Genomic DNA, 20,939 nt, shown 5'->3' on the forward strand with positions numbered 1-20,939 from the left:
CACAGCAGAGGGGAGTGGCGGCGGTGACGCTGACCATCGGGATCGACGTCGGTGGCACGAAGGTGGCCGGCGGTGTCGTCGACGCCACCGGCACGGTGCTCGTGCAAGGCCGACGGGACACTCCCGCCGATGACGTCGCCAAGACCCGCGACGTCATCACCGACCTGGTCACCGAGTTGGCCGCCGGACGGTCCATCGAGGCGGTCGGCATCGGCGCGGCCGGCTGGATCGACGCCACCCGCTCCATCGTGCAGTTCGCGCCCAACCTGGCCTGGCGGGACGAGCCACTGCGCGAGTACGTGAGCAAGGTGGTCGGCCTGCCGGTGATCGTGGAGAACGACGGCAACGTCGCGGCCTGGGCCGAGTTCCGCTACGGCGCGGCCCGGCAGGCCGACGACTCGATGGTCATGTTCACCATCGGCACCGGCGTGGGTGGCGGCATCGTGCTCGGCGGTGAGCTGGTCCGTGGCGCGCACGGCGTCGCCGCGGAGCTGGGTCACATGCTGACCGTGCCGGACGGCCACCAGTGCGGCTGTGGCCGGCTCGGCTGCATCGAGCAGTACGCCAGCGGCAGCGCCCTGGTGCGGTTCGCCCGGGCCGCCGCCCGCCAGGAGCCGAACCGGGCCGCCGCGCTGCTGGAGCTGGCCGGCGGGGAGGCCGAGGCGATCACCGGCCCGATGGTGACCGCGGCGGCCAAGGGCGGCGACCCCATCTCCGCCGAGGCGTTCGCCCAGGTCGGCCGCTGGCTCGGCACCAGCCTCGCGGACATGGCGCAGATCCTCGACCCGCAGGTGCTCGTCGTCGGCGGCGGCGTGATCGACGCCGGCGACCTGCTGATGGGCCCGACCCGCCGGTCGTTCACCGAGTCGCTCGCCCAGCGCAGCCGGCTCCCGGTCGCCGAGATCCTCCCGGCCGAGCTTGGCAACCGTGCCGGGGTGATCGGCGCCGCCGACCTGGCTCGCCGGATCTGAGGCGCGCGGCGTGACGCAGAGCTCCGGCGTGCCGCTGCGGGTCGTCTCGTACAACATCCACAGTCAGCGGGACGACACGGCCGCGCTGGCCGCGGTGGTCCGGGCCGCGGCCCCGGACGTGGTGATCGTGCAGGAGGGGCCGCGGCGCTTCCGTTGGCGGCAGAAGTCCGCCACGCTGGCCGAGTCGTTCGGCCTGGTGGTGGCCGCCGGTGGCCTGCCCGCGCTGGGCAACCTGCTGCTGACCAGCCTGCGGGTCCGGGTCACGGCCACCCGGTGCCAGCGCTTCCCGCTCACCCCCGGTCGGCACCTGCGCGGCGCCGCGTACGCCGAGTGCGTGGTCGCCGGCGGCGCCCGGTTCACCCTGGTCGGCTCGCACCTCTCCACCGACCCCGCCGAGCGCCCGGCGCAGGCCGCCCTGCTCAAGCGGGAGCTGGACGCCGCCGGCGCCCCGGTGGTCGCCGGCGCCGACCTCAACGAGGGGCCGGACGGCCCGGCCTGGGCCACCGTGGCGCGCGGGCTGACCGACGCGGCGGTCGCGGCGGACCGGGCCGACCGGCTCACCTACTCCTGCGCCGACCCGCGCCGGCGCATCGACGCGCTCTTCGTCGATCCGAGCATCACGGTGGTCGACTACGACGTGGTGGACACCCCGCAGACCCGGCGGGCAAGCGACCACTTCCCGGTCCTGGTCGACCTGCTGCTGCCGGTCGCCGACTGACCCACACCGCCCATCCGGGGCTGGACAACCGGCTCCGATGTGGAGAGGATTTCGCGGCGACCCGGCATCCGTGCCGCACAAAGGAGATATCCCGGTGTCCACCTCCACCGACCGGCCCGATCCGGAGGCGACCACGCTCGCCCTGAACCGCGACGGCCGCCCGGTCTCCGACCGGGGCGACACGGTCTGCGTCATCGGCGCCGGGGCCAGCGGCCTGACCGCCGTGAAGAACCTCAAGGAGCACGGCTTCGGCGTCGACTGCTACGAGCGGGAGACCGGCGTGGGCGGGGCGTGGAACTGGCGGCACGACCGAAGCCCGGTCTACGCCAGCACGCACCTGATCTCATCCCGGCCGTTCACCCAGTTCCCCGACTTCCCGATGCCGGACTCCTGGCCCGACTACCCGCACCACAGCCGGTTGCTGGCCTACTTCGAGCGGTACGCCGACCACTTCGACCTGCGCTCGCACATCTGGTTCGGCACCGAGGTGATCCGGGTCGAGCCCGTCGAGGGCGACCGCTGGGACGTCACCACCCGCAGCACCGGCGGCTACGGCCCGGAACGCACCTCCCGCTACGCCGCCGTGGTGGTGGCCAACGGGCACAACTGGTCGCCGAAGCTGCCCGACTACGAGGGGCTGGCCGAGTTCCGCGGCGAGGTCATGCACGCCTCCTCCTACAAGGATCCGGCTCAGCTGCGCGGCAAGCGGGTGCTGGTGGTGGGCGCCGGCAACACCGGCTGCGACATCGCCGTGGAGGCCGCCCAGCAGGCGTCGCACTGCTGGCACTCCACCCGGCGCGGCTACTGGTACGCCCCGAAGTACGTCCTCGGTCGCCCCGCCGACCAGGTCAACGACGCCCTGCTGGCGCTGCGCGTGCCGCTGCGGATGCGGCAGTGGCTCTACCACTGGACGCTGCGGCTCACCGTCGGCGACCTGACCCGGTTCGGCCTGCCGAAGCCGGACCACCGGGTCTACGAGACGCACCCGATCGCGAACAGCCAGCTCGTCTACCACGTCGGGCACGGCGCGATCACGCCCGTGCCGGACGTCGCCCGGTTCGGCCCGTACGGCGTGGAGCTCACCGACGGCCGGCAGCTCGAGCCGGAGTTGGTCGTCTTCGCCACCGGCTACCTGCCCCGCTTCGAGTTCCTCGACCCGAAGGTGCTCGGCGACGATTCCGGCACCGGCCGGCCGACGCTCTGGCTCAACGCGTTCGCGCCGGGCCACCCGACGCTGGCCGTGGTCGGCCTGCTGCAGCCGGACTCGGGCGTCTTCACCCTGTCGCACTGGCAGGCGGTGCTCTTCGCCCGGCTGCTCCAGGTGCGCCGCACCCGCCCCGAGCGGGCGTCCGCGTTCGCCGCGGCGACGCAGGCCCGGGCGGGGGAGCGCTACTCCGGGCAGGTCAAGGAGAGTAGCCGGCACTGGTTCGAGGTCGGCCACGCCGACTACCTGCGCGCCCTCCAGCGCGCCCTCGACACCTTGGAGAACAAGTGAGCGCGAGGAGTGAGCTTGCGAGCCCCGCAGTCGCGAACGGAGGGCGACTCACGTGAGCGACGTGCGGATCATGCGGGGGCGGGAGTGGGCGCGGCCGGTCCGCCCGGCCCGACGTGAGGTGCTCAGCGCCACCCCCGAGTTGGAGGAGGGGCGACCGCCGCTGCTCTTCGTACCGGGCTTCGGGCACGGGGCGTGGGCGTTCGCCGAGCACTGGCTGGGGCATGCCGCGTCGCGCGGCTTCCCGGCGCACGCGGTGAGCCTGCGCGGGCACGGCGGCAGCGAACCGGCGCCGGAGGCGACGCTGCGGGCGTACGTGCACGACGTGGTGCAGGTGGCCGCGGGCCTGCCCCGCCAGACGGTGCTGGTCGGGCACGGCGCCGGCGCGCTGGTGGTGGCGCACGCGCTGGCCCGCTACCCGGCCCGGGCGGCGGTGCTGGTGGCGCCGGTCTTCGGCGGCTGGGGGACGCTCGGCGCGGCGCTGCGCCGCAACCCGGCCGGCACTCTGCCGGCGGTCGTGGGCGGCCGGCTGCGGCTCAGCCGCGGCCAGCTGTTCAGCCGGGAGCTGCCCGACGCCGACGCCCGGCGGTACGCCGGTCGGCTCGGCCGGGCGGGCCGACGGGCCCAGTGGCAGCTGCTGACCCAGACCGACCCGGAGCCGGCGGTCGGCGCGCCGTCGGTGCTGGTGCTGGGCAGCCCCGACGACCGGGTGGTGCCGGCCGGCGCGCTGAACCGGGTCGCCCGCCGCTACGGCTCGGCACCGCTGCTCTTTCCCGGCATGGGGCACGACCTGATGCTCGACGCCCGCTGGCGGGAGCCGATCGACGCCCTGCTCGACTGGCTGGAGAAGGAGACGATCGCTCACTGAGCCCCGTTGGCCCCGGCCGGTCGAACCAGGCACCCCGGGGCGGCCGGGGGTGGTCGCCGGAGCGGGTTCGCGCTCAGCGGCCGGTGCGACGTTCGGCCCGGGCGGCCGAGCGGTCGGGCTGGCTGGGCAGCACCGGGGAGTCGTCGCCGGTGCTGGTGAGCCGGTCGACCAGCGCGCCGGACTGGTCCAGAGCGGTCAGGTAGGAGCGGGCCCAGGCGCGGATGTCGTGCCGGTGCAGGTGCGCGCGCATGGCCCGCATCCGCTCGGTCACGTCGGCCGGGGCGGCGTGCAGCGCCGCGAGCAGCCCCTGCTTCAGCCCCTCCAAGTCGTGCGGGTTCACCAGGTACGCCTGGGACAGCTCGGCGGCGGTGCCGGCGAACTCGCTGAGCAGCAGAGCCCCGGCGTCGTCGACCCGGGCTGCCACGTACTCCTTGGCCACCAGGTTCATCCCGTCGCGCAGCGGGGTCACCGCCATCACGTCGGCGACCCGGTAGAGGGCGGCCAGCTCGGCCCGGTCGAACGGCTGGGTCAGGTAGTGGATGGCCGGCTCACCGACCCGGCCGAACTCGCCGTTGATCCGGCCGACCTCGCGCTCCACCCGCTCGCGCAGGATCTGGTACTGGCCGACCCGTTCCCGGCTCGGCACCGCGACCTGCACCAGCACCGTGTCGCGGACCTTCACGTGCCCGCTGACCAGCAGCTCGCTGTACGCCTTGAGCCGCTGCTCGATGCCCTTGGTGTAGTCCATCCGGTCGACGCTGAGGATGACGTGCTCGGGGCTGCCGAGGTCCTGCCGCAGCCGGCGGGCCCGGGCGGCCACCTCGGGCCGGGCGGCCAGCGCGGCCATCTCGGCGGTGTCGATGGAGACCGGGAACGCGCCGATGCGGACCACCCGGTCGTCGATGCCGATCCGCCGGTCGGTGGCCGGCAGGCCCAGCACCTTGGTCACCAGCTGGGCGAAGTTGTGCGCGGCCTGAGCCCGTTGGAAGCCGACCAGGTCGGCGCCGAGCATGCCGCGCAGCAGCTCGGCCCGGCGGGGGAGCTGCATGAACAGCTCCGGCGGCGGGAACGGCACGTGCAGGAAGAAGCCGATCCGCAGGTCCGGCCGCAGCGCCCGGAGCAGGCCTGGCACCAGGTGCAGGTGGTAGTCCTGCACCCAGACCACCGAGCCCGGCTCGGCGACCTCCGCGGTGGTCTCGGCGAACCGCTGGTTGACCCGCTGGTACGCCTCCCACCAGCGCCGGTGGTGCTGAGGCTGCTCGACCGCGTCGTGGTAGAGCGGCCAGAGTGTCGCGTTGGCGAACCCCTCGTAGTGGTCGCGCAGGTCGTCCTGGTCGAGCGGCACCGCGCGCATCCGGACGCCGTCGACGTCGGGCAGGGTCGGGGCGGGGCCGGTGCCGCCGGCCCAGCCGACCCAGGTCGCCGGGGTGTGCCGCAGCAGCGGGTGCAGCGCGCTGACCAGGCCGCCGGGGCTGCGTCGCCATTCGCAGGCGCCGTCCAGGGCCAGGTTGTCGTCGATGGGGAGGCGGTTGGCCACCACCACGAGGGAACTCTGTCGCATCTCGGGCATTCCGATCAGCAGAGACCGACCGCCACGAGCAAGGAAAAACCGGTCAGTCAGCGGGGTAAGTGACGTACGGCGGTATTCCTACTGACCGTAAGTTACACCACTGTCACGCCGACGGTGGACCGTCGCCGTCCCGGTATGCGGTCGGTCACCCGCCGGTGGCGGGGCGTACCCGGCCGGTTCAGACCACCGCGCCGTCGTCCGGATCGCGCTCGTCGTCGTCGCCACCGGGGCGCAGCCGCCAGATCAGCGTGACGAAGCCGGCGAGGATGCCGGTGAACCCGAGCAGGGTGACCGCCGAGCGGTCCACCGGCAGCAGCGAGGGGAAGAGGAAGAGCACGAAGCCGACGACCACGCCGAGCACGCCCACCGCGGCGTACTTGGAGACCCGGGGCAGCGGCGGGGGCGGCGGCGGGGTGTAGCGCTCGTCCTCGTCGTCGGGCAGGTCGGCGCCGAAGGTGTCCAGCCCGTCGAGCAGCGACGGCTCGTCCGGCCCGGGGTTGCGGCCGACCGAGATGCCGGAGACGTCGGCGGCGTAGGGGAGCCGGCGGACGTCGGTCGCGGTGGGCGAGGAGTCGTCGGCCCGGGTGGCCAGCGGGCCGCCGGTCGGCTCGGCCGGGTCGTCGACGTCCTCGGCGGCCGGCCAGGGGTTGTCGCCGGTGCTGGGGGTGGCGTGGTAGCCGGCGACGATCCGCTCCCACTCGGCCTCGATGTCCGGCTCGTCGGGGCGGGACTGCTCGGGGGCGCCCTCGTCGGCGAGCTGGGTGAGGTAGTCGCGGGCGGTGGTGAGGTGGGAGCGGTCGACGTAGAGCCGGTCGACCGGCCGGGCCGGCACGGTCGTCGTGCGGGTCACCGGGTTGAGATCGGCCGAGGGTTGGAGGTAGGCGGCGATGCCGCCGGCGGCCAGCACGTCCAGCAGGTGTTCGCCGACGCGCGGATCCACGTCGCCAGCGACGGCGTACTCGCTCGCGTCGAGCCCGTTGTCCCGCCGCCCCCGGCGGGCCCCACCCGCTGACACCGGACACCCTCCTCAACGCGCCTGCCGGCGCGGCCGCCCCAGCCCCCTCGGCGTGTGCGCACGCCGTGCCCTGAATCGTGACACGTCAGGGCCCGGTTCCGGGAGTGCGTTGTGTCGCGTCTTCCAAAGTGAGCGGCCGTCCCGCTGGTCGTGGCCGGGGCCGTATGTCCGTTTGTGCGCAGAACGCGGCAGGTGACTACCCGCTCTCCTGGTCGTCAACCGGCCACCGGCGGCCGGTGGCGGCGTACCCCGGTCGCGGTGGAGCCGAGTCGATCTACGTCGCTGGTCGGGACGGACGTCCATTGTGGCGAGCGCCCGCGCTTCGTAGGCTCGTCCGCGACGGCGGCGCCATTCGCGGCGCGGGGCTGCGCCGGTGCCGTCGTGACCGCCACTGGGAAAGGACGCCGGTGTTCTACTGGCTGATGAAGTACGTCGTGCTCGGCCCGCTACTGAGGTTGATCTTCCGGCCGCAGGTCGAAGGGCTGCACCACGTGCCGGCCTCCGGCCCGGTCATCCTGGCCAGCAACCACCTCTCCTTCTCCGACTCGATCTTCACGCCGTTGATCGTCAAGCGGAGGGTCACCTTCGTCGCCAAGGCCGAGTACTTCACCGGCAAGGGCATCAGGGGGTGGCTGACCAAGATGTTCTTCGTCAGCAGCGGCACCATCCCGGTCGACCGCTCCGGCGGCAAGGCGGCCCGGGCCGCGCTGGACACCCAGTTGCAGGTGCTGCGGGCCGGCGGGATCGCCGGCATCTACCCGGAGGGCACCCGCTCCCCGGACGGGCGGCTCTACCGGGGCAAGACCGGCGTGGCCCGGCTGGCTCTGGAGAGCGGCGCGCCGGTGGTGCCGGTGGGGATGCTCAACGCCGACGAGATCCAGCCGCCCGGCAAGCTGATCCCGAAGATCGCCCGGGTCCGGATCCGGTTCGGGGCGCCGCTGGACTTCTCCCGCTACCAGGGCCTGGCCGGCGACCGGTTCGTCGAGCGCGCGGTCACCGACGAGATCATGTACGAGCTGATGGAGCTCTCCGGCCGCGAGTACGTCGACGTCTACGCCCAGAAGCTCAAGATCCAACCCGCCCCCGTCGCCGCCTGACTCTCGCAGCCGGCCGCGGAGGAGGCCGTAGGTGGCGTCCGGCCCCTGTCGAACTGCTCCATATCTGAACCGGCGGTGCCGCGCGGTGAACCGGCGGTGCCGCGCGGTGAACCGGCGGTGCCGCGCGGTGAACCGGCGGTGCCGCGCACCGCGCCGCCGGGTGTTCATATCTGGAGCAGTTCGACAGCAGCCCCAACCTCCACCCGGGGGCCGCCGCCGACGACGACAGGGATCGCGGTCAGGGCAGGTGGAGCAGGGTGCGGGCGTGGTGGCGGGTGGCGAAGTCGTGCAGGCGGGCGCGGGCCGCCGCTGCGGCGGGCGGGTCGGTCTCGGTCAATGGGCCGATCGCCAGCGCGGTCGTGATGATCTCGTCGGTCACGTCGGTCATCCGGGCGTAGCTCGCCGCCGCCGACTGCAGCAGCCGCGCGGCGGTACGCGGGTCGCCGGCCTGCCGGGCCAGGGTGGCGTCGGCGACCTCGCCGGCGGCCCGGGCCCACGGGGTCCTCCGGGGCGCCCGGTCCAAGAGGTCGCGCACCAGCCGGGCCGCGTCGGCGCCGAGGACCCCGGCGACGTGCCCGACGGCCGGCACCCACTCGGCGAACGGGATCATCCGGGTCCGCCGCCAGTCCTCGTCCAGCTCGGTCAACAGCGCCATCGCCTCGTCCCGGTGGCCCTGCACCGCACGGCAGAGCGCGGCGTGCGCCAGGGTCGAGCGCAACACCCGGTGGAACCCGCTGCGACGGGCCGCGACCAGGGCCTGCTCGACCAGATCCGGGCCGTCGTCGCCCGGGGCGCCGGTCGGCTCGGTGGCGCGCAGCCCCCGCATCCAGCCGGAGACGGCCACGATGTGCAGGTCCCACTCGGCGGTCGGCCGGCGGGTCGACTCCGCCGCGATGGCCAGCGCCGAGGTCCAGTCGCCCGCGTAGTACGACCGGGTCCACTGGTCGGCGTAGCTGGTGGCCAGGCTGTGCTCGCCGCCCAGGTCGAGGCTCAGCTGCTCGTCGACCAGCCGGACCGAGCCGGCCAGGTCGCCCTCCTCCTGCAACGCCCACGCCAGGTTCTGCACCGCCCGACGTCGGCTGGTCAGCCGCTCCACCCGGCAGTGCTCGGTCACGTCGACCAGCTCCGCGTACGCCTCGGCGGAGCCGGCCAGGTAACGCGCCACCGCGAGGGTGATCCGCGCGTTGGCCTGGACCTCGCGCAGCTGGAGCCGCTCGGCGAGGCTGGCCGCGGTCCGGGCCGCGGCGCAGGCCGGGTCGGTCTCCGCGTTGAGCATGTGCACCCGGGCCAGCTCCAGCAGGGCGCTCGCCTTCTCCTGGCTGTCCGGCAGCTCGTCGTAGATGCCGATCGCCCGGTCCAGGCAGTGCAGCGTCGCGGCGCGGTCGGCCCGGCTCCAGGCGGCGGTGGCCAGCAGCGTCCAGGCCCGCGCCGCACCCGTCCGGTCGCCGCCCGCGGTGAGCCGCTCGGCGAGCCGGGTGAGCGTGTCCGTGCCGCCGCCCACCAGGAACGCGTCGCCGTCGCGGTAGAACGCCAGCTCGGCGTCGAACAGCTCCAGCGCCGGGTCGGCGTCGACGTCCAGCGTGAGCGCCCGGCCGACCAGCGCGGCGGCGGTGTCCAGCGCGTGCAGCTCGTACGCCCGTCGGGCCGCCCGGTGCAGCGCGGCCCGCGCCGCCGCGGCGTAGGGGGCGGTGTCCAGGCCGACGGTCCGGGCGATCTCGTGCGCCGCCCATCGGTGGTTGGCCAGCACCTCGGCCAGGTCGTGCTGCCGCCCGTCGGCGAGCTGCTCCAACCAGCCGGCGGTGCGGTGGTGCCGCAGCACCCGTTCGGCCCGCGGCAACCGCTGGTAGCAGACGTCGCGCACCAGGATGTGCCGGAACCGGTACTCGGACCGGCCGGGCATCGTCGAGCTTGCCTGCTCGTAGACCAGGTCGCGGCGTTGCAGCCGGTCCAGTGCCCGCTCCACCCACTCCACCGGCCGCCCGAGCGCGCTCGCCACGGGCGCGGCCCAGAACTGCACCCCGACCACCGCGGCGGCCTGGAGAACCGCCCGGTCGGCCGGGTCGAGCAGGTCGAGCCGGTTGGCGATGACCGCCTGCACCGTCCGCGGCATCTCCGCGCCGCCGGCCGGGTCGAGCCGGGCGGTCGGGCCCGCCGTGTCGAGCAGGCCGCCGTCGAGCAGCATCCGGGCGTACTCCTGCGCGTAGAGCGGGTTGCCGTCGGCGAACTCGATCAGTGGCGTGCGCGCGGTGGTCGGCAGCGTCGCCTGTCCGAGCAGCAGCGAGTAGAGGGTGTCGATGTCGGTGTCGTGCATCGGCGGCACCGAGATGGACATCGTGCCGCTGATCGTGCCGGTCCACGCCGGATGCCGCTCCCGCAGCTCCGGCCGGGCGGTCGCGACGACCAGCAGCGGTACGCCGCGCGCCGTCGCGCCCAACTGCTCGACGAAGGCGAGCATCGCCTGGTCCGCCCAGTGCATGTCCTCGAAGACCAGCACCGTCGGCCCGGTCGCGGCCAGCGCGAGCAGGAACCGGCGCCAGGCGGCCTCCGTCTCGCCGGGGGTGAGCCGCTCGCCCGGCACCCCGATCAGCGGCCCGAGCGCCTCGGCGAGTCGGACGGCGTGCGGGTCGGCGAGCTGGCTCAACCGGGCCCGCAGTCGATCGCGCAGTGCGGCCGGGTCGTCGACCTCCGGCACCCCCACCCAGCTCTTCACGATGTCGGCCAGGGCCGACCAGGTGACGTTCTCACCGAACGGGGGGCACTGCCCGACGAGCCAGGTGACCGGCGGGCCGGGCAGGTTCGCGGCGTGCCGGGAGAGTTCGCGCAGCAGCCGGCTCTTGCCCACCCCGGCCGGGCCGAACATCGTCACCAGCTGGGAGGTCCGCTCGGTCACCGTCCGGTGCAGGGCGTTGAGCAGCAGTCCGCGCTCGTGCTCCCGGTCCACCATCGGCGTCAGCTCCGCCGCGTGCGGGCCGGGGTGCGGCCGGGCCCGTACGGCCAGCCAGATCCGGCTCACCGCGGACCGGCCGCGCAGGGTGACCGGTGGCTGGTCGTCGTACTCCAGTTCGCGGCGGGTGGCCGACCAGGTGCTCTCGTCGACGACGACGCCGCCGGGTGGGGCGAACGACTGCAACCGGGACGCGGTGTTGACCACGTCGCCGGTGACGAAGGCCTGCCCACCGTCGCGGGTGGCGGAGAGGTCGACGAGGGCCTCGCCGGTGGCGATGCCGACCCGGAAACCGAGCGGCGGCTGCGAGCCGGCGGGCTGACGGGCCAGGTTGCGTTGCAGCTCCAGGCCGGCGCGGACGCAGCGCAGCGCGTCGTTGTCGGTGGCCACCGGCGCGCCGAAGAGCGCCATCACCGCGTCGCCGATGTACTTCTCGACCACCCCGCCGTACTGGTGCACGACCCGCCGGACGGTGGCGAAGTAGGTCTGCTGCAGACCACGGGCCTGCTCGGGGTCGGCCCGTTCGGCGTACGTGGTGAAGTCGACGATGTCCACGAAGAGCACGCTGACCTGCCGGCGGTCCTCCTGCACCGCGACGACGTGGTCGCGCAGCGGGTGACCGCAGCTGGTGCAGAAGTTCGCCCCGGTGTCGTTGCCGTGCCCGCAGTGCGCGCAGCTGACCGTGAGTGGCTGTCCACATCCGCCGCAGAAGCGGTCGTCAGGTCCGGCTGCGCGTGCGCAGTGTCCACACTTCAGGTCGATGTCGAGCTCCCGTAGGCGAGAGAGCCCAGTATCCCGCCCCGGTCGGCCAGTCGGGTACCCGACGTGCGGGTGGGCCACGCGGCCGATAGGGCGGGACTACTCTTCGGTACCAGGAAATTTCACATCAGGGAGAGTGCCGTGCAGGTCCGACTGTCCGCCCCGTGGACCGATCCGGGGGGCACGGTGTGGGCCCCCGGCGACACGATCGACGTCGACGCGGTCACTCTCGCCGAGCTGGAGGAGCAGGGCATGGTAGATGAGCCCGAGGGCCAGGCGAGCGGGTCCGGGAAGAACACGACCACCTCGTCGAGCACGTCCACGTCGGGGAAGCAGACCGATCCGCAGAAGATCGGCCCGGGGCCGGGCGCCCCGCCGGCCGACGACACCGACGACTGACGGTCGGGTGCGGCCGGCGGGCCACCCGGCCCGCCGGCCTCACCCGTTCGCCGGCGCCAGCCGCATCCGTGGCCGGCGCCCCAGCGCCCGACCGAGCAGCGGAGCGACCAGCCCGAGGGCGGCCAGTACGCCGAGACCGGAGATGACCAGCACCCATCGTGGACCGGCCGCCGCCAGCAACGGGGCGCCGACCGCGTAGGCCAGCGCCTCCGCGGCGTACGGGAACATGTAGACGGTGCCGAAGACGACGCCGAGCCGTTCGGCGGGCACGCTCTGCTGGATGAGGGTGTCCGCGGCGACGTTGTGCCAGCCCGCCCCGATCCCGGCCGCCGCCTGACCGGCGACGGCGAGCGCGATCACCGGGCTGACGCCGGTGACCAGCGTCCCCAGGGCAGCCGACCATGAGCCGGCGCTGGTCGAACCGGTCGCGCCGGGCGACGACGGACGTGGGGGAGAGGTCAGCGGTCGTTCATGCCGGCGCGGCGGCGCAGCGCGGCCACGTCGGTCACCACGATCCGGCGCCCCTCGGTGCGCAGCCAACCCCGGTTGGCGAAGGAGCCGATCGCCTGGTTGACGCTCTGCCGGGAGCCGCCGGCCATCTCCGCCAGCTGGCTCTGGTTGAGCTCGATGGTGATCATCGGCGCCTGGCTCTCGCCGGCCAGCCGCACCAGGGTCTTGGCCACCCGACCGGGCAGGTCGAGGAAGACGTGGTCGGCGTTCTGCTCGGTGAGCCGGCGGATCAGCCCGCCGAGCGAGCGCATCACCGCGTCGAGGATGCGCGGGTTGGAGTGCACCAGCTCCATGAACGCGCCCCGGGACAGCGCCAGGGCGGTGCAGTCCTCGATCGCCTCGGCCGAGGCGGACCGGGTGGAGGCGTCCAGCAGGGAGACCTCGCCCAGCACGTCGGGCGGACGGATCACCGACAGCACGGCCCGCTCGCCCGTCGGGGCGGTGCGGAAGACCGCGACCGCGCCGCGGCGCAGCACGATCAACGACTCGCCGGGGTCGTTCTCGACGAAGAGCAGCTGGCCCTTGCGGTACGTGCGCGGCACGGCGGCAGCGATCACACGCTGCCGTACCTCCGGCTCGAGCCCGGCGAACATCTCCACACCCGTGAGCGCGTCACCCGGCTCCGGCAGGCGAACCTCCACGGCCCAACCCCTCCCCAAGGACCACAACTCGCACACCGGGTGAACCTGACGGCCACTGACGTAGGTGAGCTGACACCAGTACGGCGTCCGGTAAGCGGTACACATCAGATCATGACGGTCCTGTCGCTTGCTGTACACCCCTCAAATCACTTCCGTGACAGTGCCCAGCTGGGACGGCCCGCCATCGTGAGGTGCGGATCCACCCGGTGGGGCGTGGGGGCGGGTGGATCCGGCCGCGGCCGGCCGGGGCGGGTCGGCACCCTCCCGCACCGCCGGCCGGCCCGGCGTCGCCGCCCGATCGGGGCCCCGACGGCCGCGGCGAACCGGCGGTGGGCGAGGATGTCGACGATGGTTTACCGCTATTTCTACGACTGCGAGTTCATCGAGGACGGCCTGGTCGTCGACCTCGTCTCGATCGGCGTCGTCGACGAGAACGGCCGCGAGTTCTACGCGGTCTCCACCGAGTTCGACGACTCCCGAGCCGTGCCCTGGGTGCGCCGCAACGTGCTGGACAAGCTGCCGTCCCCGGCCGACCGGGCCTGGCGCTCCCGGGCACGCATCCGCGACGAGCTGTACGACTTCCTCGTCGAGCCGATCCGGGACCGGCCCGGCGAGCAGCTCGAACTCTGGGCCTGGTACGCCGCGTACGACCACGTGGTGCTGGCGCAGCTGTGGGGGGCGATGCCGGCGCTGCCCCGGGAGATCCCCCGGTTCACCAAGGAGCTGCGCCAGCTCTGGGACGACCGTGGGCGCCCGACGCTGCCGGACGCCGAGGCGGCGCGGCACGACGCCTTGGTCGACGCGCGGCACAACCTGGCCCGCTGGCGCGCGATGACGGCCCGCTGAGCGGAGTTCGGAAAGGCCGCGTCTCGTAGGTTTGACCGGTTCTGTCCCGGGCACCGCCTCCGACGAGCGGAGTCGAGCGAGGGAGACCATCATGAGCAAGGAGCCGTCCAGCGCCGCCGACGCCCGCCGACGGGTCACCGAACTGATCCGGGACGCCCGGGTCGGCATGCTCACCACGATCTCCCTCGACGGTCGACAGGTGAGCCGGCCGATGGGCCTGCAGGACGCCGAGTTCGACGGCGACCTGTGGTTCTTCGCGTACGCGGACTCCGCCAAGGTCCGGCAGATCCGGGTCAACCCGGAGGTCAACATCGCCTTCTCCGACCAGCGCCGGCACGCGTGGGTGTCGGTCACCGGCACCGCCACCGAGGCGTTCGATCCGACCCGGGCGGAGCGGCTGTGGCATCCGCTGCTGCGGACCTGGTTCCCGGACGGGCCGGACACCCCGGGCCTGACCCTGATCAAGGTGCACGCCAGCTCGGCCGAGTACTGGGACTCGCCCGGCGGGACGGTGGTGAACCTGCTCGGCTTCGCCCGGGCCGTGGCCACCGGCCGGCCGCCGCAGCCGGGCGAGAACCGCGAGGTCCGGTACTGACCCCACCTGCCCGGTGGTCGGCGCAGGGGCGCGCTGTCGTTGCCCAGCCAGGACGACTACAGTGCGCAGTGACGGCCCGCCCCGGGCCGGCAACGGCGCCGACGGTCTCATCCGACCCATATCCTGGGGCTATTCCGGGCTTCACCTGATGCTCCAGGAGGATGAGCAGATCATGCGTATCGGCGTGCTCACCGGCGGTGGCGACTGCCCCGGTCTCAACGCGGTCATCCGGGCGGTGGTCCGCAAGGGCGTCGCCACTTACGGTCACGAGTTCGTGGGCTTCCAGGACGGCTGGAAGGGCCCGCTGGAGGGTCAGTCCAGGCCGCTGGGCATCGCGGACGTCCGCGGCATCCTGCCGCGCGGCGGGACCATCCTCGGCTCGTCCCGGACCAACCCGTTCAAGATCGAGAACGGCGTCGAGCGGATCAAGGACAACCTCGCCGAGCAGGGCGTCGACGCGCTGATCGCGATCGGCGGCGAGGACACCCTCGGCGTGGCCACCAAGCTCTACGAGCTGGGCGTACACGTCATCGGTGTGCCGAAGACGATCGACAACGACCTGGGCGCCACCGACTACACCTTCGGCTTCGACACCGCGGTCAACATCGCGATGGAGGCCATCGACCGGCTGCACACCACCGCGGAGAGCCACCACCGCACCCTGGTCGTCGAGGTGATGGGCCGGCACGCCGGCTGGATCGCCCTGCACGCCGGCCTGGCCGGTGGCGCGAACGTGATCCTGCTGCCGGAGCGGCAGTTCGACGTCGAGCAGGTCGCCGGTTACGTCGAGAAGCGCTTCCAGCACCAGTACGCCCCGATCGTGGTGGTCGCCGAGGGCGCCCAGCCGCTCGACGGCCAGATGGTGCTGCACAACCAGGAGCTCGACGCCTTCGGTCACGTCCGCCTCGGCGGCATCGGCCAGTGGCTCGCCGAGCAACTGGAGGCGAAGACCGGCAAGGAGGCCCGCACGGTCGTGCTCGGCCACATCCAGCGCGGTGGCACCCCGACCGCCTTCGACCGGGTGCTCGCCACCCGCCTCGGCCTGCAGGCGATCGACGCGGCGCACGAGGGCGACTGGGGCAAGATGGTCGCGATGCAGAGCACCGACATCGTCCGAGTGCCGCTGGCCGAGGCGACCCGCGAGCTGAAGACCGTGCCGCTGGAGCGGTACGCCGAGGCCGAGGTCTTCTTCGGCAGCTGATCGACCGACGCGGCGTCGCGGCCGGCCACCCGGCCAGCCGCGACGCCGTGCCTGGCGAGAAGGGGGTACGACCGGATGTCAGCCGGGGTGCACACCGTCGCGGTGGTCGGCGCGGGCAAGATCGGTGAGCTGATGCTCTCCGGGCTGCTGCGTTCCGGCTGGCCGGCGGACCGCTTGCTGGCCACCGCCCGGCGGCAGGCCCGGGCCGAGGAGCTGGCCACCCGCTATGGCGTCCGGGTGGTGGACAACCTGACCGCGGTCGACGAGGCCGAGGTGCTGGCCGTGGCGGTGAAGCCGCAGGACGCGGCCGCGCTGCTCGACGAGATCGGCCCCAAGGTGCCGGCCGACAAGCTGGTGATCTCGCTCTGCGCCGGCCTGCCCACCACCTTCTTCAGCCGCCGGCTGCCCGAGGGCACCCCGGTGGTCCGGGTGATGACCAACACCCCGGCGCTGGTCGACGAGGCGATGACGGCCATTTCCGCCGGCGCCCACGCCACCGGGGCGCACCTGGCGCTGGCCGAGGAGATGTTCTCCCCGCTCGGTTCGACCATCCGGGTGCCCGAGTCGCAGCAGGACGCGGTGACCGCGCTCTCCGGCTCCGGCCCGGCCTACTTCTACCTGCTGGTCGAGGCGATGATCGACGCCGGCATCCTGCTCGGGTTGCCCCGGCAGGTGGCGCACGAGCTGATCGTGCAGACCGCGATCGGCTCGGCGGTGATGCTCCGCGACTCCGGCGAGCACCCGGTGAAGTTGCGTGAGGCGGTCACCTCGCCCGCCGGCACCACCATCTCCGCCGTCCGCGAGCTGGAGAAGCACGGCGTACGGGCGGCGCTGCTCGCCGCCCTCGAAGCGGCCCGGGACCGGGCCCGCGAGCTGGCCGCCCAGAGCTGACGTCGTTCAGCCCGACTGCATCGCCAGGTCGTCGACCCCGCGCCGCAGCGGCTCGGTGAGCGGGGTCCGATGGGCGGTCGGTTGCGCGGGCACCCGGGCGAACCGGGTCCAGGCGGAGATGACCTGTGCGGCGGCGTGCCACGGCGCCGGGTCGTCGACTTCCGGGTCGGCGAGTCGGGTGACAATCACGCCCCAGTGCCGCAGCCGCTCCAGGTTCTCCAGGAAGGCGGGGTGCTGGGCGAGCGTCGGGTCCGGCACCGGCACGGCGACCACCGGCAGGCCGACGGCGGTCGCCTCGTTGAGCAGCCGCAGGGCCAGGTTGTCGTTGAGCCCGTACGCCCACTTGTTGACCAGGTCGAAGCTGGCCGGCGCGACGGCGTAGGCCTCGGCCGGCGGCAGCGGGTGCAGCGCTTCGGCCTGTTCGTCCTCGCGTATCGGATGGTCGGTGAGGGCGGTCAGGGCATCCCGGTCGATCACGTCGACCGCGTCCGGGGTGGTGACGATGTGGACCTCCCAGCTCAGCTCCTGGCAGGCCGCGATGAAGGGTGTGAGCTCGGCGGCCGGTTCGGTGCCGCAGACGACGAGGTGCAGGACAGGAGATCGTGACTTCCCGGGCATGGCGGCTCCTATCGCAGGTCCCGAGCCGAGGGTATCGGCGCTGACCCGGACGCGAGCCGTTTTCCGGGCAACCGGCCGGACAACGGCGACCAGCCACCGGTTGGCTGAGTGAAGACTCAGCCGAACGTCCGTCCCTAGTAGAACAGGTGCGACCGGCGGCGCCGCTCGAACGCCGCCAGCTCGCCGGCCCAGTCGCCGACCACGTCGTCATCCGGTCAAGGAGGGTCAGCCACCTCCGTCGGGTACTCCGCTGGGCGGCGGGACGGCCATACTGGCCCGGTGTTCACACTCGCCCAGGCCCGGCACCTGGTGGCCACCCTGCGCCCGCGCATCGACGAGCTGATCCGGTTGCGCGCGGACCTGACCGAGCTCCGCGCCGACCTGGCCGAGCACGGCACGAGCCGGCTCGGCGGCCGGCCCGAGGTCAAGGGGCTGGAGGCCCGGCTGCACGCCGTCCTCGACGAGCTGCACCAGCACGACATCGAGGTCAAGGGCATCGCCCCGGTGCTGCTCGACTTCCCCGGCGAGCGGGACGGTCGGGCGGTGCTCTGGTGCTGGCTGGAGGGGGACACGGACGTGCGCTGGTACCACCGGGCCGAGTGCGGCTTCGCGGGTCGCCGGCCGGTGTGAGGGCTCAGCGGGACGAGCCCGGGCTCGGGCTGCGGCGCGGCCGGCCGCCCGGCTCCGCGACGGCGAAGACCACCACGTTGTCGGTGTAGTGGCGGCGTCGACGGTCGAAGTCGCCGCCGCAGGTGATCAGGCGCAGCTCCGGGCCGGGCGTCGGGCCGTAGACCGAGGCGGTGGGGAACGCGTCCTTGCGGGTGCGCAGCGACCCGGTCACCCGGAACACCAGCCGCTGCCCGCCGCGCCACACCTCGACCGGGTCGCCGGGGCGCAGCTCGCCGAGCCGGGCGAAGACGGCCGGGCCGCGCCGGGAGTCGAGGTGCCCGGCGAGGACGGCCGGGCCGGGGTCGCCGGGGGCCGGACCGCCGCGGTACCAGCCGGCGACGTCGAAGCCGGCCGGTGGGATCAGGGTGCCGGCGCGGTCCAGCCCGAGCGTGGTGAGCGGGGCGTCGACGCCGATCCGCGGCACGCGTACCCGGCTGGGTTCGCCGCGTGGCGCGGACCGGCCCGGCGGCGGGGTGGCCGACGGGCAGCCGTCGGCGCACCCGGGCCGCCAGCTGGCGGCCCGGGGCGGCGGATCGGTGGTGGCCAGCCCGACCCCGGTCCCGGCGGCCAGGCAGACCGCCGCGCCCACCGCGACCAGCGCGGCCGCCGCCGACGGGTGGTCCCGGTGCCGGCGGATCGCCGGGCCACGCCGCGCGATCACCAGGTGGTACGTCGCCGGCGCAGCAGCAGCGCGAGACCGGCGGCCAGGGCCAGGGCGGCCAGCCCGCCGACGAGCAACGGGTAGCCGCCGGGCCAGCGTCCGGCCAGGCCGCCGGCGCCGGTGTCCACCCCGCCGGCCGGCACCACCGTGCCGCCCTCGGCGTCGCGCCGCAGCTCGGTGGTGAGGCCGCCCTTCTTCGCGTCCAGTACCAGCAGCGAGTAGACGGCGCCGCCGGTCAGCTGCACCTCGGTCTGGGTGCTCGGGCCGCCGCTGCCGGAGAGCCGCAGCCGCCAGCTGCCGGGCTCGACCAGCTGGTAGTCGGTGGTGGTGGCGAAGTGCACCCCGTTGGCGATGGTCGGCCCGTCGGCGGCGGCCACGTCGAGCACCGGTGCGCGTACCGAGGCCTGGACGACGCGGACCTTGGCCTGGCCGCCACGCGGTGCGCTGAGGTCGTCGCGCAGCACGCGCAGCCCGAGGTCGGCGTAGCGGCCGACCCCCGCGACCGTGTACGCCTCACCGCCGGTCACCGCGACCTCGGTGGTGAGCACCGGCGGGTCGCTGGCCGGGGCGCCCGCCTCGCGCATCGCCACCGCGTAGCGGCCGCTCGGCAGCGACAGGTAGTCGGAGACCACGCCGTATCCGACGCCCGGGAAGACCCGGGGCTCCGCCGTGCCGGGGGCGGCCAGGTAGACGTCGACGCTCGGGGTGTCGGGGGAGAGGTGGGCGAGCCGGACGTAGCCGACGGTCGCGGCGCCGGCCGGCACGGCCGTGGTGGTCACGAGGCCCGCACCGATCAGGAGCGCGGCGGCTCCGGCGAACAGGCGGCGCGGTGCGGTACGGAGCAGGTGCATGTCGCCTCCGGGGTCCGGACTTCGGGGGAGCCGTCCGTCCGAGAGCGTCCCGTGTACGGGACTGCGATGCAACTGCCACCGACCCGACACGCCGAGGAATCGCCGCGCCACGGTCCGTGCGCGGCGGTCGGGTCAGGCGGCGGCCAGCGCGGCGCGCACCGTGGCGGCGTCCGCCGGGGTCGAGCGCTGCGGATCCTGCGGGTCGCTGTTGTAGACAACCCCGTAGACCGGGGCGCCCGGCTGCTGCCGCCGTCCCTCGGCGAGTGGGCCGGCGTCCACCGCGTCGTAGCCGATCCGGTCCAGCAGGGCGGTCGCCGCGGCCTTCGCGTCCGCGTCGTCCCCGGCGATCGGCAGCGCGGTGCGGTCCGGCGCCCCGGTCGGCCGGGGCAGCGTCCCCAGGTGCCGGAAGTTGATGTTGTTGAAGACCTTGACCACCCGTGCCGCCGGCAGGTGGCGCTGAAGCAGCTCGCTGCTGGTGGTCGCCCCGGAGTCCAGGTCGGCGATCTGCCCGTCGCGCTGCGGGTAGTAGTTGTTGGTGTCCAGCACGACCTTGCCGGCCAGCGGTTCCACCGGCACGTCGCGGTAGGCCTTGAGCGGGACGCTCACCACCACCAGGTCGCCGGCCTCGGCAGCCTCCTGGACGGTTCCGGCGCGGGCCCGTGGGCCCAGCTCCTCGACCAGTTCGCGGAGCGACTCCGGTCCCCGCGAGTTGCTGAGCACCACGTCGTAGCCGGACGCCACCGCGAGCCGGGCGACCGTCCCGCCGATGTTGCCGCTGCCGATCATTCCCACCGTCGTCATGTCTGGCACAACTCCGTCCCACCGTGGCCGCCGGTGCGGCGCCCGAACGCGCCGCGAGCCCGTCCGGCCCAACCTACTGCCGGGGCCGTTCGAGGGCCGGCGCCTCGGGAAACACCACGCTGCCGGGCGGTCGGCCCCGGGGGAGGGCTTCCGGCTCACCACCGTGGTGTCGCCACTCGTCGAGACGGGCGCGTGCGACGGTGGCTCAGGCGGTGGTCGGCAGCACCTTCTCGACGGCGGCGCGCAGCTCGGCCGAGTCGGGCTCGACGGTCGGGGCGAACCGGGCGGCCACCGCGCCGTCCGGCGCGACCAGGAACTTCTCGAAGTTCCACCGGACGTCGCCGGTGTGTCCCTCCGCGTCCGGCGTCTGCACCAGCGCGGCGTAGAGCGGGTGCCGCTCGGGCCCGTTGACGTCGACCTTCTCCGTCAGCGGGAAGGTGACGCCGTAGTTGACCTGGCAGAAGTCGCTGATCTCGGCGGCGCTGCCGGGCTCCTGGCCGGCGAACTGGTTGCACGGCACGCCGAGCACCACCAGGCCGCGGTCGGCGTACTCGGTGGCCAGGGCCTGCAGGCCGGCGTACTGCGGGGTGAGCCCGCAGCGCGAGGCGACGTTGACCACCAGCAGCGCGCGGCCGCGGTAGCTGGCGAGGTCGGCGGGGCCGCCGTTGAGGGCGCCGATCGGAATGTCGAAGACGGTCATCCGGCGAGGCTACCGCCGTCCCGCGCGGCCCGCCTCGGTGGCCGCGCCGCCCGCCGCCGGCACCGGCGCCGTCCGCGGCGCGAGCGGGCCGAGGGGTGGCATTTCGACCGGTACGGGAAATC

General features: G+C 74.0%; 21 protein-coding genes. 11 read left to right on the top strand and 10 right to left on the bottom strand.

Annotated features, from left to right (window positions below; all coding sequences use genetic code 11):
- Positions 1-23 precede the first annotated feature (23 nt).
- The 4 genes from AB0C04_RS08000 (at position 24) to AB0C04_RS08015 (ending at position 4,049) form a co-directional block, all read left to right on the top strand.
- Positions 24-971 carry an ROK family glucokinase gene (locus AB0C04_RS08000; protein ID WP_357050059.1) on the top strand — a complete coding sequence of 316 codons (948 nt, stop codon included), beginning with the start codon at positions 24-26 and terminating at the stop codon, positions 969-971.
- Between the two features lie 10 nt (positions 972-981).
- A complete protein-coding gene (locus AB0C04_RS08005) occupies positions 982-1,689 on the top strand; it encodes an endonuclease/exonuclease/phosphatase family protein (RefSeq protein WP_357050062.1) in 708 nt (235 codons plus the stop codon).
- Positions 1,690-1,783: 94 nt separating this feature from the next.
- A complete protein-coding gene (locus AB0C04_RS08010; protein ID WP_357050065.1) occupies positions 1,784-3,184 on the top strand; it encodes an NAD(P)-binding domain-containing protein in 1,401 nt (466 codons plus the stop codon).
- Positions 3,185-3,254: 70 nt separating this feature from the next.
- On the top strand, positions 3,255-4,049 hold the full coding sequence (locus tag AB0C04_RS08015; protein WP_357050777.1) for an alpha/beta fold hydrolase: 795 nt from the start codon (positions 3,255-3,257) through the stop codon (positions 4,047-4,049).
- 73 nt (positions 4,050-4,122) lie between these two features.
- On the opposite strand, the gene AB0C04_RS08020 is transcribed toward AB0C04_RS08015, so the two are convergent.
- A complete protein-coding gene (locus tag AB0C04_RS08020) occupies positions 4,123-5,610 on the bottom strand; it encodes a trehalose-6-phosphate synthase (protein WP_357050068.1) in 1,488 nt (495 codons plus the stop codon).
- 187 nt (positions 5,611-5,797) lie between these two features.
- Entirely contained in the window at positions 5,798-6,634 is an 837-nt protein-coding gene (locus AB0C04_RS08025; protein ID WP_357050071.1) for a DUF308 domain-containing protein, read from the bottom strand.
- A 407-nt stretch (positions 6,635-7,041) separates the two neighbouring features.
- Between AB0C04_RS08025 and AB0C04_RS08030 the strand changes: the two genes are divergently transcribed.
- Positions 7,042-7,731: a lysophospholipid acyltransferase family protein gene (locus AB0C04_RS08030; RefSeq protein WP_357050074.1), complete on the top strand. Its 690-nt coding sequence runs from the start codon at positions 7,042-7,044 to the stop codon at positions 7,729-7,731.
- 238 nt (positions 7,732-7,969) lie between these two features.
- On the opposite strand, the gene AB0C04_RS08035 is transcribed toward AB0C04_RS08030, so the two are convergent.
- Positions 7,970-11,515 (bottom strand): adenylate/guanylate cyclase domain-containing protein, encoded by a 3,546-nt coding sequence (locus AB0C04_RS08035; RefSeq protein ID WP_357050077.1) that lies wholly within the window; start codon positions 11,513-11,515, stop codon positions 7,970-7,972.
- Positions 11,516-11,575: 60 nt separating this feature from the next.
- Here AB0C04_RS08035 and AB0C04_RS08040 point away from each other — a divergent pair, with 60 nt between their 5' ends.
- A complete protein-coding gene (locus AB0C04_RS08040; protein ID WP_357050080.1) occupies positions 11,576-11,833 on the top strand; it encodes a hypothetical protein in 258 nt (85 codons plus the stop codon).
- 39 nt (positions 11,834-11,872) lie between these two features.
- Here the strand turns inward: AB0C04_RS08040 and AB0C04_RS08045 are convergent, their stop codons facing one another.
- Both AB0C04_RS08045 and AB0C04_RS08050 read right to left on the bottom strand, forming a co-directional pair.
- Entirely contained in the window at positions 11,873-12,193 is a 321-nt protein-coding gene (locus AB0C04_RS08045) for a hypothetical protein (protein ID WP_357050083.1), read from the bottom strand.
- 98 nt (positions 12,194-12,291) lie between these two features.
- The gene (locus AB0C04_RS08050; protein WP_091596564.1) at positions 12,292-12,984 is read right to left on the bottom strand and encodes a Crp/Fnr family transcriptional regulator; all 693 of its coding nucleotides are present in this window, start codon (positions 12,982-12,984) and stop codon (positions 12,292-12,294) included.
- Between the two features lie 348 nt (positions 12,985-13,332).
- On the opposite strand from AB0C04_RS08050, the gene AB0C04_RS08055 reads away from it, so the two are divergent.
- The 4 genes from AB0C04_RS08055 to proC all read left to right on the top strand — a co-directional run bounded on the left by AB0C04_RS08055 (position 13,333) and on the right by proC (position 16,517).
- Positions 13,333-13,830, top strand: coding sequence for a polyadenylate-specific 3'-exoribonuclease AS (locus AB0C04_RS08055; RefSeq protein WP_350872315.1), 498 nt, complete (start codon positions 13,333-13,335; stop codon positions 13,828-13,830).
- A 91-nt stretch (positions 13,831-13,921) separates the two neighbouring features.
- Complete coding sequence (locus AB0C04_RS08060; protein WP_357050087.1) at positions 13,922-14,425, top strand: pyridoxamine 5'-phosphate oxidase family protein; 504 nt, start codon at positions 13,922-13,924, stop codon at positions 14,423-14,425.
- Positions 14,426-14,597: 172 nt separating this feature from the next.
- Positions 14,598-15,626 carry a 6-phosphofructokinase gene (locus tag AB0C04_RS08065; RefSeq protein ID WP_350872945.1) on the top strand — a complete coding sequence of 343 codons (1,029 nt, stop codon included), beginning with the start codon at positions 14,598-14,600 and terminating at the stop codon, positions 15,624-15,626.
- A gap of 75 nt (positions 15,627-15,701) precedes the next feature.
- The gene (proC, locus tag AB0C04_RS08070; protein WP_357050090.1) at positions 15,702-16,517 is read left to right on the top strand and encodes a pyrroline-5-carboxylate reductase; all 816 of its coding nucleotides are present in this window, start codon (positions 15,702-15,704) and stop codon (positions 16,515-16,517) included.
- A 6-nt stretch (positions 16,518-16,523) separates the two neighbouring features.
- Here the strand turns inward: proC and AB0C04_RS08075 are convergent, their stop codons facing one another.
- Positions 16,524-17,135, bottom strand: a complete 612-nt coding sequence (locus tag AB0C04_RS08075; protein ID WP_357050093.1) for a flavoprotein — start codon at positions 17,133-17,135, stop codon at positions 16,524-16,526.
- Positions 17,136-17,414: 279 nt separating this feature from the next.
- Here AB0C04_RS08075 and AB0C04_RS08080 point away from each other — a divergent pair, with 279 nt between their 5' ends.
- Complete coding sequence (locus tag AB0C04_RS08080) at positions 17,415-17,765, top strand: DUF2203 domain-containing protein (protein WP_357050097.1); 351 nt, start codon at positions 17,415-17,417, stop codon at positions 17,763-17,765.
- 4 nt (positions 17,766-17,769) lie between these two features.
- Here AB0C04_RS08080 and AB0C04_RS08085 read toward each other — a convergent pair whose 3' ends face one another.
- From AB0C04_RS08085 to AB0C04_RS08100, 4 genes are all read right to left on the bottom strand, one after another.
- The gene (locus AB0C04_RS08085; RefSeq protein WP_357050099.1) at positions 17,770-18,465 is read right to left on the bottom strand and encodes a class F sortase; all 696 of its coding nucleotides are present in this window, start codon (positions 18,463-18,465) and stop codon (positions 17,770-17,772) included.
- Positions 18,462-19,316 carry a DUF4397 domain-containing protein gene (locus AB0C04_RS08090; RefSeq protein WP_357050102.1) on the bottom strand — a complete coding sequence of 285 codons (855 nt, stop codon included), beginning with the start codon at positions 19,314-19,316 and terminating at the stop codon, positions 18,462-18,464. Before AB0C04_RS08090 ends, AB0C04_RS08085 begins: the two co-directional genes overlap by 4 nt.
- Before the next feature lie 132 nt (positions 19,317-19,448).
- Positions 19,449-20,279, bottom strand: a complete 831-nt coding sequence (locus tag AB0C04_RS08095; RefSeq protein ID WP_357050105.1) for an NAD(P)-binding domain-containing protein — start codon at positions 20,277-20,279, stop codon at positions 19,449-19,451.
- Positions 20,280-20,322: 43 nt separating this feature from the next.
- Positions 20,323-20,817 carry a glutathione peroxidase gene (locus AB0C04_RS08100; RefSeq protein WP_357050108.1) on the bottom strand — a complete coding sequence of 165 codons (495 nt, stop codon included), beginning with the start codon at positions 20,815-20,817 and terminating at the stop codon, positions 20,323-20,325.
- Positions 20,818-20,939: the final 122 nt, after the last annotated feature.

It is taken from the genome of Micromonospora sp. NPDC048909 (assembly GCF_040649635.1).
Classification (GTDB): domain Bacteria; phylum Actinomycetota; class Actinomycetes; order Mycobacteriales; family Micromonosporaceae; genus Micromonospora.

What these genes read in the sequence shown, in the direction of transcription:
- AB0C04_RS08015 (WP_357050777.1), top strand. Translation starts at nt 3,255, where the DNA reads ATGCGGGGGCGGGAGTGGGCGCGGCCGGTCCGCCCGGCCCGACGTGAG.
- AB0C04_RS08020 (WP_357050068.1), bottom strand. Translation starts at nt 5,610, where the DNA reads ATGCGACAGAGTTCCCTCGTGGTGGTGGCCAACCGCCTCCCCATCGAC.
- AB0C04_RS08055 (WP_350872315.1), top strand. Translation starts at nt 13,333, where the DNA reads ATGGTTTACCGCTATTTCTACGACTGCGAGTTCATCGAGGACGGCCTG.
- AB0C04_RS08060 (WP_357050087.1), top strand. Translation starts at nt 13,922, where the DNA reads ATGAGCAAGGAGCCGTCCAGCGCCGCCGACGCCCGCCGACGGGTCACC.
- AB0C04_RS08065 (WP_350872945.1), top strand. Translation starts at nt 14,598, where the DNA reads ATGCGTATCGGCGTGCTCACCGGCGGTGGCGACTGCCCCGGTCTCAAC.
- proC (WP_357050090.1), top strand. Translation starts at nt 15,702, where the DNA reads ATGTCAGCCGGGGTGCACACCGTCGCGGTGGTCGGCGCGGGCAAGATC.
- AB0C04_RS08075 (WP_357050093.1), bottom strand. Translation starts at nt 17,135, where the DNA reads ATGCCCGGGAAGTCACGATCTCCTGTCCTGCACCTCGTCGTCTGCGGC.
- AB0C04_RS08090 (WP_357050102.1), bottom strand. Translation starts at nt 19,316, where the DNA reads ATGCACCTGCTCCGTACCGCACCGCGCCGCCTGTTCGCCGGAGCCGCC.
- AB0C04_RS08100 (WP_357050108.1), bottom strand. Translation starts at nt 20,817, where the DNA reads ATGACCGTCTTCGACATTCCGATCGGCGCCCTCAACGGCGGCCCCGCC.